Origin of the sequence: Leptolyngbya sp. PCC 6406, from assembly GCF_000332095.2 — a bacterium.
Classification (GTDB): Bacteria; Cyanobacteriota; Cyanobacteriia; order Phormidesmidales; family Phormidesmidaceae; genus PCC-6406.
Genome location: NZ_KI913949.1, coordinates 1795390 through 1807961 on the forward strand (window position 1 = coordinate 1795390; position 12572 = coordinate 1807961).

The following is a 12572-nucleotide window of genomic DNA, read 5'->3' on the forward strand; positions in this document are numbered from 1 at the left end:
TCCCGATGAAACCGGGGGTTTCCCGTGCGAAACTTGCAAATAACACCCTGTGGTCCATCGAGGAGACGGTAATGGCGCTTGAGTATCCCGACAATCTGAAATACCTGGACACCCACGAGTACGTGCGTTTAGACGAAGACGAAGACATTGTCACCATCGGGATTTCCGCCTTTGCCATTGACCAACTCGGGGACATCGTGTTTCTAGAACTCCCTGATGTGGGGGACAGCGTGGAAAAGGGCGAAACCTTTGGCACGGTGGAGTCTGTGAAGGCGGTGGAAGATCTCAAGTCTCCGGTTACAGGGGAAGTGCTAGAGCGCAACGATCCCTTGTTGACTGTGCCTGAACAGATCGCAGACGACCCCTATGGGGATGCTTGGCTGATCAAGGTGAAGGTTGAGAACCTAGATGACCTTGACGATGCCATGTCCGCTGAAGAGTATAAGGACCAGGTTGAGGGGTGAGGGAGTGGGGGAGTGGGGGAGTGATGGGGTGATGGGGTGATGGGGTGTTGGCGAAGCCTGCCCGAAGGGCTTAGGGGTGATGGTGATAGGAATTTTGAGTTTTGAGTTTTGAATTTTGAATTCAATTGCTTGCCCTGTTCGCGTAGCGGCTCCGCAGGAGCAACCTAGTCGTAGGGTGGTTGCCCTTGTTGCCGGGTGCCCCGGTGTTGGCGAAGCCTGCCCGTTGGCGAGGAGCCTGCCTTTGGCATAGGGCTTAGGAGTAGGGGCGCGGTTTCCGCGCCCAATGCAGGATGTCGCTGTAGGGGCGCGGTTTCCGCGCCCAATGTAGGATTGCCTGGTGATGGGGTGGGTGATATTGGGCGGGTGGTGGGGTGTTATTGGATTGCCGGTCCCAAAGGTCAATCTAGGGCCAGAATGATTCTCCGCAGGGTGAGCCTCCCCAGAGCAAATAACAGTGGCCTCGGTTGTGTTACACAATATGTAGACCTGACTGACTGACCTAGATTCAATTCACCCATCTAGATTCAATTCAACTCATCAATAGAGAGGCCCATGGCGGATCTGCTGCGCGATCACACGTCGGATATCCCAAGAGGAGAGCCCCCCGCAATGGCCTCCCATACCCCTAAAAATGAACAGCCGACACCCCCAGCAGATCCGGTAACCTCCCCATTCCCCCAGACGACATTCCCCGAGGATGCCTTCGCGGACCGCCACATTGGCCCTAGTCCAGAGGACATTCAAGCCATGGTGGCGACCCTGGGCTACGACTCCCTGGGGGCGCTGATGGATGCCATCATCCCGGCAGGGATTCGCCTGGGTCGGTCTTTGGCATTAGCTGAGGGACTGGGGGAGCAGGCGGCGCTGAAATCCCTAGGTGCGATCGCAGATCAAAACCAGGTCTGGCGGTCCTATTTGGGGCTGGGCTACCACAACACCATCACCCCCCCGGTGATCCAGCGCAATGTCCTGGAAAATCCCGGTTGGTACACCCAATACACCCCCTACCAGCCAGAGATTGCCCAGGGTCGCCTAGAAGCCCTGCTGAATTTCCAAACCCTGGTAACGGACCTGACGGGCTTGGAGATTGCCAACGCCTCCCTCTTGGATGAAGGCACCGCCGCCGCTGAGGCCATGACCCTCAGCTTCAACGCCCGCAAGCAAAAGGGGGTGAAAACCTTCTGGGTCTCCGCCGCCTGCCATCCCCAAACCCTAGAGGTGGTGAAAACCCGAGCCCTGCCCCTGGGCATTGAGGTAATCGTGGGGGACCACCGGGAATTTGACTTCCAAACCCCCATCTTCGGAACCCTGCTCCAATACCCCGCCACCGACGGCGCAGTATACGACTACAGCGAGTTCGTCACCCAGGCCCACGCCGCTAAAGCCCTCGTCACCGTCGCCGCTGACCTCCTCAGCCTGACCCTGCTGAAGCCGCCCGGAGAATTCGGTGCAGATATCGCCGTGGGCAGCACCCAGCGCTTCGGCGTCCCCCTAGGCTACGGGGGTCCCCACGCCGCCTACTTTGCCACCCAGAACACCTTTGCCCGCAAGCTGCCCGGTCGCTTGGTGGGAATTTCCAAAGACACCTACGGCAAGCCCGCCCTGCGCCTTGCCCTGCAAACCCGCGAGCAGCATATCCGCCGCGACGCCGCCACCAGTAATATCTGTACCGCCCAGGTACTCCTGGCGGTGATCGCCAGCATGTACGCGGTCTACCACGGCCCCGAGGGTCTGCGGCACATCGCCACCCGCATTCACCACCACGCCCTCACCCTGGCTGCCGCCCTCACCGAAGCGGGCTTTTCCCTAGGGCCAGATCCGATCTTTGACACCCTGCGGGTCACCGTCGGCGATCGCCAAGCTGCCATCCTTGACCGCGCCGCCGCCCACCGCATCAACCTACGGGTTCTAGATCCCGAAACCCTGGTGGTAGCCCTCGACGAAACCGTCACCGAAGTCGATGTCCAAGACCTGATCACCGTTTTCACCGGCCACCCATCCACCCCCCCACCGGTCACCCGGCAACAAGGGCAACCACAAGGGATTGCCCCTACGAAATCTCTCCAATACCCCAATACCCCAATACCCCAATACCCCACCTCCCTCCTCCGTCCTCCCTCCTCCCCCTACCTCACCCATCCCGTATTCCACCGCTACCACTCCGAAACGGAGATGCTACGGTATCTGCATCGACTCCAGGCCAAGGATCTCTCCCTGACGGCGGCGATGATTCCCCTGGGATCCTGCACCATGAAGCTCAATGCCACGGCGGAGATGGTGCCCATCACCTGGCCGGAGTTTGGCCAAATTCATCCCTTCGCTCCCCTAGCCCAAACCCAGGGCTACCAGCGGCTGTTTCAGGATTTGGAAACCTGGCTGGCGGAGATTACCGGGTTTGCGGGCATTTCCCTCCAGCCTAATGCCGGAGCTCAGGGGGAATATGCGGGTCTGCTGGTGATTCGGGAATACCATCGTCAGCGCGGCGATCACCACCGCACTATCTGTCTCATTCCTGAGTCGGCCCACGGAACCAACCCCGCTAGCGCTGTCATGGCGGGGATGACGGTGGTGGCGGTGAAGTGCGATCGCGATGGCAACATTGACGTAGCGGACCTGCGAACCAAGGCGGAAAAACACGCCGATACTCTGGCCGCCCTGATGGTCACCTACCCCTCCACCCACGGCGTCTTTGAAGAGGGCATTCGGGACATCTGCGACCTGATCCACACCCACGGCGGCCAAGTCTATATGGATGGGGCCAATATGAATGCCCAGGTGGGTCTCTGTCGCCCCGCTGACTTTGGGGCCGATGTGTGCCACCTAAATCTGCACAAGACCTTCTGCATTCCCCACGGCGGCGGTGGTCCCGGTGTTGGCCCCATCGGCGTTCAGAGCCACTTGCAACCCTTTCTCCCCGGCCATAGCCTGGTGGCACAGGTGGGGGGCGCGCAGGCGATCGGCTCGGTGACCTCTGCCCCCTGGGGTAGCGCCAGTATCCTACCCATTTCTTGGATGTACGTGGCCATGATGGGGGCGGCGGGACTGAAGCAGGCGACGGCGGTGGCGATCCTGAATGCCAATTACATTGCTAAACGCCTAGAGGGCCATTACGACATTCTCTATACGGGGAAAAATGGCCTGGTGGCCCACGAGTGCATTCTGGATCTGCGCCCCTTTAAGCAATCGGCTCAAGTCGGGGTGGAGGACGTGGCCAAACGGCTAATCGACTACGGTTTCCATCCCCCCACCATGTCCTGGCCTGTGGCAGGGACAATCATGGTAGAGCCAACGGAGAGCGAGGCGAAAGCAGAGCTGGATCGCTTCTGTGAGGCCATGATCGCCATTCGTGAGGAGATCCGCGCCATTGAAGCGGGTCGGGCCGATCGGGACAATAATCTGCTGAAGCGGGCTCCCCACACGGCGGAGGATCTGGTATCCGCCTGGGATCGTCCCTATGAACGGCGACAGGCGGTATTTCCCACCGCCTGGACCCAAAATGCCAAGTTCTGGCCAGCAGTGAATCGCATTGACCAAGCCTACGGCGATCGCAATCTCCAATGCGCCTGCCTCCCCATGGATGCCTACGGACCAGTGGACTCCTAGAGTCATGACAACCCTCATCCCTGTCAGCAAACCCATTAGTCAACTTCGCCTTACCCCCGGTAGCTATGAACGCATGATTGGGCGACGCAAACTTCAGCCAGATGATCCGCCGCCTGATTTGGCCATTGAAACCGATGTCACTTCGCTGACGACCATTACGGCTTATCGCGCGATCGCAGTCCCCGAGGTTTGGATCTATGCCGATGGAAATTTGATTATCCATACCCTGCAAGCCGGAGACTATGTCCAGTCAGAAGCCAGTCCCCTCTTCCCAGGGTTGCCCATTGTTCCATGGATAAAGCAAGCGGTTAGCCGAAGCTGGACGGTGGGCAGTTTACAGGCACTAGAGGAGCTAGAAGCGTGCTTCCAGCAGTTTCAGGAAAATGCCCCCCTTCAGTGATGGGTTAAGCTCCGTGCTGAGCGTTGGCCAGTATGGCGGCAGACCTGGCTACACTAAACCTATCCCCACCCTCGTATTGCCATGACCCTGGCCAAGGAACCCGGTACCGCTGCGATGGCCAAAGGCCGGTCGAAGACTATCGCCCCTGAGGAGTGGTCTCAGGGGCTTGCGTCCCAGACCGGGGAGACGGTGGTGTTTCCCCCCGGTGACCTCTACAGCGACGAACCGCCCTTGGAAAGCGACCTGCACCGTGACCAAATCGATCTGCTGATTCACCTGCTGCGGTTCCTCTGGCAAGATCGTCAGGACTTCTATGTGTCCGGCAACCTGACGATTTACTACAGCCCCAAGCAACTGAAGTCTGAGTATTTCCGAGGACCAGACTTCTTTGTGGTGCTGGGCACCGAGCGCCGCCCCCGCAAGAGTTGGGTGGTGTGGCAGGAGGAGGGCAAGTATCCCAACGTGATTATTGAGTTCCTATCGGACTCCACCGCCAAGACCGATCGCGGCTTGAAGAAGCAAATCTACCAAGACACCTTCCGCACCCCGGATTATTTCTGGTTCGACCCCTACACCCTGGAGTTCGAGGGCTTTCACCTAGTGGATGGCACCTATCAACCCCTCGAACCGACGGAGTCAGGTTGGCTGTGGAGCGAACAACTGGGCCTATTTCTGGGGGTGCATCAGAACCAACTGCGCTTTTTCACCGCTGACGGCGATTTGGTGTCCAGCCCGGAGGAAACCGTAGAAGCAGAGCGCCAGCACAATCAGCGCCTGCGGGCCAAGTTGCAAGAATTGGGCATTGACCCGGACCAAGTGTAGGGAGGGAGCCAAGTCGCCTCCCTGGACAAACAGATAGAGGATTATTTATCGAATTGATGCAGATGCAATCTTGATTATTGAGGTCTTTAATAAGACAACAAAAACAACGCCAAAAAGTGTGATTGAAATTTGCAAGAAACGTTTGAATAAATACGATGCTGATCAGTAGGAATAGAACGTATGGAACAGACTAAAAAAGAGATTTTGGAATCAAAAGGCTGGAAAATTGGAACTGTTTCAGAATTCTTAGAATTAACATTTGAGGAGATAATTCTTGTTGAGATCAAGCTGGCTCTTAGCAAGAATTTGAAAGATCAGCGACAGAAGATAATGACCCAAAGTGAACTTGCCACTAAAATTGGCTCTAGCCAACCTCGGATTGCCAAAGCTGAAAATGGCGATCCGTCAGTTTCTCTTGAATTGCTAATCCGAGCAATTTTGGCAACAGGTGCAACTCCTCAAGACATCGGAAAAATCATTGCTGGTGTAGGTTAGTAATGATTTTTCTGTCGCTCCAAGGTCTCGGTGTTTACGCTGGCGAGTTTGCTCAACACCACCCTTGCCACCCTGATGGATTGACTGGAGGATGAAGCCCTCGCTGATCTGATCGAGGCAGTCGCGGATGATGAGTGCTACGAGGGCGAAACCGCAAAATGGGCCTATGAGGTGCTACTGGCTGTTGAGAGGATGTTTGAGAAGTATCCAATGTCATGCTGAATGGAGCGATAGCGTAGTGAAGCATCTCGGTGTAGCGGCCCAAAGCCTAGATTCCTCGTTCCGCTTCGCTACTCTCGGAATGACAAATGTGACTTTTAAAACATCCTCTACATTGAGCGTGAAAACGACATCATCCGGATTATTTCGGCTCGTAAAGCGACACGTAAGGAACGAGAACATTATGAAAGTTGAGGCGTTAAAGAAGCGGCTAGACAAGAATCGTCCGATGACATCGATCACGATTCGTATTCCCGAAGATGTGATTGAAGATTTGAAGCGAGTTGCACCGTTGCTCGGTTTTTCTGGATATCAACCCCTAGTGCGTGCTTACCTTGGGCAAGGGCTGAGAGCTGACTTGGAGCGTTTAGAAGGAGATACGGTATCTGCGTTGGTTGCCAGCTTAAAGCGTCATGGTGTAAATGATGAAGTGATTCAGACAGCACTGAGTGAAGTTGCTCACCATTAGTATGACACTCGCGATTGTGGCTGAGCCAACTCCTCTAAAACTGAATGCGGATGGTGTGGTTCTTGTCGGGAACACTCGCGTCACCTTGGATACTGTGGTTTCTGCCTTCTTGGAGGGTGCTGCCGCAGAAGAGATTGTCGAGCAATATCCATCACTTCAACTTGCAGATGTGTACTCGGTGATTGCTTACTACCTTCAGCAAAAAACTGAAGTCGATGCTTATCTAAAAAATCGACAAGAGCGTGCCGCGCAAGTTCGCCAAGAAAATGAGCATCGTTTCAATCCAAATGGAATCCGCGATCGGCTGATGGCAAGACTTGACCATCAAAGACAGGGTTGAAATGCTACGCCTTTTAGCGGACGAGAACTTTAACAATCAACTTGTTCGGGGTATTCTTCGACGAAGATCCGAGATTGATATTGTCAGAGTCCAAGATGTAGGTCTGTCCGAAACTGATGATCGAGTCATTCTGGAATGGGCGGCACAACAGGGTCGAATTCTATTAACCCATGATGTAGAAACCATGACTCGATACGCTTACGAGCGCGCGCAGGCAGGATTAGAAATGCCAGGAGTCTTTGAGATTAGTCGCAGCGTCCCAGTTAGGCTAGCGATCGAAGAGATCATCTTGATCACGGAAGGAAGTTTTGAGGGCGAATGGGAAGGACAAGTGCAATATCTATCTCTCCGTTGAAGTCCTAGCTCTGTCTAACGTTCAACAAGTCATGGGAGGCATGAAATGCGCCCGTGGCTTTCCCAAAAACAATGCCACCTGAGCGAACGGTAATCTGGTGTAGGCGCATAGCTATGCGCCTACACCAGCAACTTTTTTGGGGCGGGAAACAGTCTACGTTGAAGATTACTGGGTGCTAGTGCTCAGATCCTGGGCACAGAGAGAGAGCAGAAAGCCCAGCCCCGCCAGCTTCACCAGCTCTAGTCCCCAGTAGGCTCCGTGCATCCAGGCCATGGCAGCGGGGGGTTCGACCTGGGTGGCGAAGGCATCTAGGGATAGGCCCAGGGCTCCCATTTCTGGAGTCAGGCCGTAGGTGTAGACCAGGGCCAGGGTCAGCAACAGGGTGGCAATGCCCACGGCCCAGCGGCAGCGGCTACCACTGACCACGGCTCCAAAGGCTTGGGCGGTGGAGCGGCGTAGGGTCAGGAGCCCAGTCAAAATTAGGGCTGCACAGAGCAGTTCCACATGGTTGAAGGCTTCAAACAAGCTGTAGCCAGCGGTGGCGAAATTGCTCCCCGCCATCATGCCGGAGGTGTACATCACGGGCATGACCAACAGATCTAGAAGCAGACTGCCGCTGAGCCAAAAGAGGGCTACTGCGAGCACCCAAGGCAGCCAACGGGTCGGAGCGGGGGAAGTCCCCAGGGTAGGAGAGAGCATGATTCCGTCCAAATTATTTAGGGAGATAAGGGCGTGGTAGGCGCAAGACAAGAACCTGTCTCTAGGGCTACCGTTGTTCCCAACTTAGCGAAGGTGCGATCGCATGGGCTGAAATTGTTGCGCTCTTTAATTCTTGGGAAAGCAAAAGTACATTTGGATAACAAGACGTGTCGTCCCATTGCGGAGTTTTAATCAAGCATTGCGGTTTGTAATGGAAATGGGCGATGGCCAGAGGCCAGTCAAAACCCATCGCCCCTTGATCATCGCCCCTTACCCCTGTAAGTCTGCCTGGGACATTTCGCCACCGCTGCATCTGACGCCACTTGGCCAGAGTGATAATCGCCGTAAGGTGGCGTCAGTCAATCAGTCGTTGCCCCAGCCAGCGGTTTTCCAGCTTGTGAAACGCCGGGGAACGGACAATGGCCCAGCCCACTAGGCTGGGCCAGAGGACAAAAATCCCCACTAGCCGTCCGATAAATCTCAGCACCGCCCAGCTCAACCCCACCATTTGCCCTTGCCAAATGACCAAGACGCCGAAAATTCCCCCTAGGGTCACCACCAAGAGGCCACTGCGCCAAGTGGGGCGACCGACTTTGAAGTGGAAGGGCTGGCGGTAGCGGGCTAAGCCCCAGGCTAGCCCGTGGCCAGCGGTACGCCGCAACCCTCCCGGCTGGACCAGTTCCCCCACGACGATCGCCGCGATCGCACCTAACCCTCCAGGAGAGTTGAGGACATAGAGCAGACCATGGACGCGATCGTAGAGCAAAGGAAAGGTGAGGTTCTGGGCCAGGGACGGCAGACTCCAGAGGGCGTTGGGGTAGGCGATTAGGGAACCCGTCACCAAAGCATGGGTGGCGATCGCCCCCAAGCTCAACCCCAAGATCAGACAGCCATAGAGGATCGCGCCCCGACTGACGGCACGGCGGTCAGTCGGGGCGCGATTGTCCGTTCCCCCTGCCACCAACACCCAAACCCCCGCCACCCCCAGGGCAAACCCCAGCCCACCGCGCCCCAGGAACACGGCGGTGAGCACCGCTAGCCCCCAGCCCAGACGCATCCCAGGCCAGCGGCGGCTCAAGGTTCCATACATCAGATCTCCAAACCCCAAGAGCCCTAACCCCACCAGCACCGATCCCAACTGAAATTGTTGACTGCCTAGGGGGAGGGTCGTAAGGGGCAGGTCAAAGGATTGCTCTACCCACTGCACCACCGCCCGCTGCACCGCTGGGTCAAAGGGAGCCGTGATGTGATCCGCCGAGGGGGAAAACACCAGTTGGCGAGCCGTCCCCTGGGTAAAGTCCCCCACGGTCGTAAAGGGGGGCGTTGGTGTTGCGATCGCATCCGCAAAAAAGGCTTTCATTTCCCCGACGGGGTTGAGCTGTTCATAGATGCCACTGACAAACAGCAGATTGTTAGGAGCCGTAGGGGTGGCATAGCCAGAAATCCCCAGAATCACCGTAGTTCGCACATTGGCGTGATCCAAAGCCACCTCTAGGGCGGTGGTGCCCCCCATGGAATGGCCGCCGATGCCCAGCCGTTGGGAATCAAATTGGGGCTGCTGCGCCATCCATTCCCAAACGGCAGTGGCATCCCGACGGTTACCGACAAAATCACTGCGCTGACCAGAGGATTGGCCATAGCCCCGAAAATCAAAGACCACAGCGGCGATACCCCGGCGGGCCAACTCTCGCGCTAAGGGGGTCAAGGTGCGTTTGCTGGAACTGATGCCATGGCAGAGCAACAGCGCTGGCCAAGGAGCCGATTGGGTCGTGGCGTGATACACCTCCCCCACCAAGGTTTGACCGGGTTCCAGGGTCAGGGTGAAGGACTCACGCGCGATCGCACCGCGATCTCCCATTTGGGCCGGTCTCTGACCATCGCTCAGCAGCAACCCCAATCCCAACACCAGCACTAATCCCCACCCCAGCCACTTTTTCACCCCAATGCCCCCCTAATCACACAAGGTTTCTAGCCTAGTACCGCAGGGCGTAAATCAGTCCACTATCGTCGCACCAGCCCAACCTTTTCCGGTCCCCTCTCCCCCTGGGAGAGGGCTAGGGTGAGGGGCCGAGTGTGCCACGATAGAACAGCCAAGGTATTTCCGCCGCCCAGTACTAGTGCTCTGTCAATTCTAAATTTGTAGGTTGGGTACAGCGCTAGCGGAACCCAACATGGCCCGCTACTGTTGGGTTTCACTTCGTTCCACCCAACCTACACGGACTAGTACCGCAGGGCGTAAATCAGTCCCCTATCGTCGCACCAGCCCAACCTTTTCCGGTCCCCTCTCCCCCTGGGAGAGGGCTAGGGTGAGGGGCCGAGTGTGCCACGATAGAACAGCCAGGGTATTTCCGCCGCCCAGTACTAGTGCTCTGTCAATTCTAAATTTGTAGGTTGGGTGCAGCGCTAGCGGAACCCAACATGGTCCGCTACTGTTGGGTTTCACTTCGTTCCACCCAACCTACACGGACTAGTACCGCAAGACGTAAATCAGCCTACTATCGTCGCACCAGCCCAACCTTTTCCGGTCCCCTCTCCCCCTGGGAGAGGGCTAGGGTGAGGGGCCGAGTGTGCCACGATAGAACAGCCAGGGTATTTCCGCCGCCCAGTACTAGTGCTCTGTCAATTCTAAATTTGTAGGTTGGGTGCAGCGCCAGCGGAACCCAACATGGCCCGCTACTGTTGGGTTTCACTTCGTTCCACCCAACCTACACGGACTAGTACCGCAAGGCGTAAATCAGTCCCCTATCGTCGCACCAGCCCAACCTTTTCCGGTCCCCTCTCCCCCTGCGAGAGGGCTAGGGTGAGGGGCCGTAGTTCTGTCCTGTCGAGCACCCCTGCCTCCCAGCCGGAGACTGGGAGGCGGATCGGGAGGCTCTGCCTCCTAGTTCTGGGAATGGCGGCGGAGCCACCGGAGGACGCGCCCAGCCGGAGGCTAGGTGCGAGGAAAGCTGTCCTAAGGACTCGCAAAGTGGGCAGCGGTAGGATGGGCATGGCCTGGGCTGTTCACACCCCGGCCATGAGGGCGTGGAGGAGTTTGGTTTGCTGGTGGGTGGCGGTGTCGATGGTGGCCTCAAGGCGATCGCAGAGAGCCATGAGTTGATCGATTTTGGCGACGATGCGGTGCTGTTCGGGGAGGGGGGGGAGAGGAAAAACCAATTCGTTTATAATCCCTAGATTGATGTTCTTCTGAGCTGTCGAAGGTGCATAATTCTCTAAATCTTCTTTTGCGATGTCGATAAAGAACTTGACAAATCTAGGAAGAGCCTCATCTAAAGCCAGAAAAACAACTATGCTATCTGGTATGCAGGCTTCCATGCCTAAAAATCCAGTCTCCGCAATGTTAGCTGCAATAGTTATACATAGCGTTTGCTTGGGCCATAACCTACTTTGTTTTAAGCCAAACTCGTTGTAGTAGCTATTGCAAGTTTTTATTATATTATCTGTGGTTTTTGCTTTTGAAACATCTCCCGTTTGCACGAAGGGATAGATCCCATTAAAAAATAGCTGCTTATCATTTCGTGGACGATGCTTTGAACGCCCCCGCTCAAAAGCACCAACCTCACCTAGTCTTACCCACTTCCAACCTTTGGGGATGTCATAAGGTACTTCTTCAAGATTAATCTCCGGCATGGACTTTTGCTTTTTAATCTTCCCTTCTTTCACTAATCGCTGCTTTTCGGCTTTGATCGCATTCAGCAATTCACTAGCGGGTGGGTCATTGGGGTCTTGGGGCACCAGCTTGCCCATCACCGCCAGTTGCAAAATCGCCTTACGTAACTCGGCGACGTTTTCTTTGGTGGTGTAGAGATCGCCAAAGTGGTGGGTGATGAACTGCCATGCTTCGCCAAAGTCAGCGGTAGCGGTGTCTAGTAGACGATTTATGGCCGCCCTATGAACCATAATTCGCTGCTGGTCGCGCTGGTCACGCAGTTTTTCTAACTCATCACAACGCGCCATCAGCTCGTCAATTTTAGCCACAATCCGCCGCTGCTCCGGGAGCGGGGGAAGAGGAACAACTGTATGGATAATCTTTTGCCTTGAGATATTTGGCTGGGCAGCTCCTGCGCCTTGCGAAATAAAATTCTGCTTGAGTGAAAGTAGCAGATAACTCAGGAAAATATTATCTATTCCTGAATAAGGCTGACATGCACAAACGGCTTGGTTTGTTGTCGCTTCAATTTCTAAAATACCAGTATCGCCAATATTGGCACCATACATTGCAATCAAGATAGAGCCTAGCGGGTTTAAATCTAAAGAACAGTTTTCAAGAGCCTCTTTTGTAATCGTTTCATCTGCCTTAAAGATTCTTCCTTGTTTTACCTCTCCTGATTTTACCCAGGGAATTTCACCGCCGTAATAAGAGCTGTTTGTACGGCTAGGAGTTGATCCAGATTTCCAAGTTCCAAAGTCATTTAGTCGCACCCATGCCCACGATTGAGGCAATTTATGAGGGACTTCTTCATGCTGAACTTTTGGCAATGACTTAGATGAGTTAATCTTCTTTTCCTTCACCAACCGCTGCTTTTCCGCCTCTATCTCCTTCAGCAGTTCGCTAGCGGGTGGGTCGGTGGGGTCTTGGGGCACCAGCTTGCCCTGCATCGCCAGAGTCAAAATTAGTTCGCGTAGTTTTTTCACCCCCTCTGGGGCAGCAAAAGCGGTTTCAAAGTGGCGTTCTAGCAGCAGAGCAGTGTCGTCGGGCATGGGGT

At 55.5% G+C, this 12572-nt stretch carries 11 protein-coding genes; 8 read left to right on the forward strand and 3 right to left on the reverse strand.

Going from position 1 to position 12572, the window contains the following annotated elements; all coding sequences use genetic code 11:
- Positions 1-71: 71 nt before the first annotated feature.
- The 8 genes from gcvH (at position 72) to LEP6406_RS0208210 (ending at position 7167) form a co-directional block, all read left to right on the forward strand.
- A complete protein-coding gene (gcvH, locus tag LEP6406_RS0208175; RefSeq protein WP_027268961.1) occupies positions 72-464 on the forward strand; it encodes a glycine cleavage system protein GcvH in 393 nt (130 codons plus the stop codon).
- Between the two features lie 609 nt (positions 465-1073).
- Positions 1074-4067, forward strand: a complete 2994-nt coding sequence (gene gcvP / locus LEP6406_RS0208180; RefSeq protein WP_051463644.1) for an aminomethyl-transferring glycine dehydrogenase — start codon at positions 1074-1076, stop codon at positions 4065-4067.
- A gap of 4 nt (positions 4068-4071) precedes the next feature.
- A complete protein-coding gene (locus LEP6406_RS27095; protein ID WP_008308134.1) occupies positions 4072-4467 on the forward strand; it encodes a PDDEXK family nuclease in 396 nt (131 codons plus the stop codon).
- An 81-nt stretch (positions 4468-4548) separates the two neighbouring features.
- Positions 4549-5289, forward strand: a complete 741-nt coding sequence (locus LEP6406_RS0208190) for a Uma2 family endonuclease (protein WP_193364919.1) — start codon at positions 4549-4551, stop codon at positions 5287-5289.
- 180 nt (positions 5290-5469) lie between these two features.
- Positions 5470-5784 (forward strand): helix-turn-helix domain-containing protein, encoded by a 315-nt coding sequence (locus LEP6406_RS0208195; protein ID WP_008315293.1) that lies wholly within the window; start codon positions 5470-5472, stop codon positions 5782-5784.
- Positions 5785-6187: 403 nt separating this feature from the next.
- Positions 6188-6472: a hypothetical protein gene (locus LEP6406_RS0208200; protein ID WP_008316071.1), complete on the forward strand. Its 285-nt coding sequence runs from the start codon at positions 6188-6190 to the stop codon at positions 6470-6472.
- A gap of 1 nt (position 6473) precedes the next feature.
- The gene (locus tag LEP6406_RS0208205) at positions 6474-6812 is read left to right on the forward strand and encodes a DUF433 domain-containing protein (protein ID WP_008316068.1); all 339 of its coding nucleotides are present in this window, start codon (positions 6474-6476) and stop codon (positions 6810-6812) included.
- Positions 6790-7167: a DUF5615 family PIN-like protein gene (locus tag LEP6406_RS0208210; protein WP_304607856.1), complete on the forward strand. Its 378-nt coding sequence runs from the start codon at positions 6790-6792 to the stop codon at positions 7165-7167. The genes LEP6406_RS0208205 and LEP6406_RS0208210 overlap by 23 nt, the downstream gene beginning before the upstream one ends.
- Positions 7168-7332: 165 nt before the next feature.
- Here the strand turns inward: LEP6406_RS0208210 and LEP6406_RS0208215 are convergent, their stop codons facing one another.
- The 3 genes from LEP6406_RS0208215 to LEP6406_RS0208225 form a co-directional block, all read right to left on the reverse strand.
- Positions 7333-7866, reverse strand: a complete 534-nt coding sequence (locus tag LEP6406_RS0208215) for a hypothetical protein (protein WP_008316062.1) — start codon at positions 7864-7866, stop codon at positions 7333-7335.
- Positions 7867-8221: 355 nt separating this feature from the next.
- Positions 8222-9805: an alpha/beta hydrolase gene (locus LEP6406_RS30110; RefSeq protein ID WP_008316060.1), complete on the reverse strand. Its 1584-nt coding sequence runs from the start codon at positions 9803-9805 to the stop codon at positions 8222-8224.
- A gap of 1064 nt (positions 9806-10869) precedes the next feature.
- Positions 10870-12567 (reverse strand): restriction endonuclease subunit S, encoded by a 1698-nt coding sequence (locus LEP6406_RS0208225; RefSeq protein ID WP_008316135.1) that lies wholly within the window; start codon positions 12565-12567, stop codon positions 10870-10872.
- Between the last annotated feature and the right edge of the window lie 5 nt (positions 12568-12572).

Bases quoted from the DNA above. Each gene is read 5' to 3' on its own strand.
- gcvH (WP_027268961.1), top strand. From the start codon at position 72: ATGGCGCTTGAGTATCCCGACAATCTGAAATACCTGGACACCCACGAG.
- gcvP (WP_051463644.1), top strand. From the start codon at position 1,074: ATGGCCTCCCATACCCCTAAAAATGAACAGCCGACACCCCCAGCAGAT.
- LEP6406_RS27095 (WP_008308134.1), top strand. From the start codon at position 4,072: ATGACAACCCTCATCCCTGTCAGCAAACCCATTAGTCAACTTCGCCTT.
- LEP6406_RS0208190 (WP_193364919.1), top strand. From the start codon at position 4,549: ATGACCCTGGCCAAGGAACCCGGTACCGCTGCGATGGCCAAAGGCCGG.
- LEP6406_RS0208195 (WP_008315293.1), top strand. From the start codon at position 5,470: ATGGAACAGACTAAAAAAGAGATTTTGGAATCAAAAGGCTGGAAAATT.
- LEP6406_RS0208200 (WP_008316071.1), top strand. From the start codon at position 6,188: ATGAAAGTTGAGGCGTTAAAGAAGCGGCTAGACAAGAATCGTCCGATG.
- LEP6406_RS0208205 (WP_008316068.1), top strand. From the start codon at position 6,474: ATGACACTCGCGATTGTGGCTGAGCCAACTCCTCTAAAACTGAATGCG.
- LEP6406_RS0208215 (WP_008316062.1), bottom strand. From the start codon at position 7,866: ATGCTCTCTCCTACCCTGGGGACTTCCCCCGCTCCGACCCGTTGGCTG.
- LEP6406_RS0208225 (WP_008316135.1), bottom strand. From the start codon at position 12,567: ATGCCCGACGACACTGCTCTGCTGCTAGAACGCCACTTTGAAACCGCT.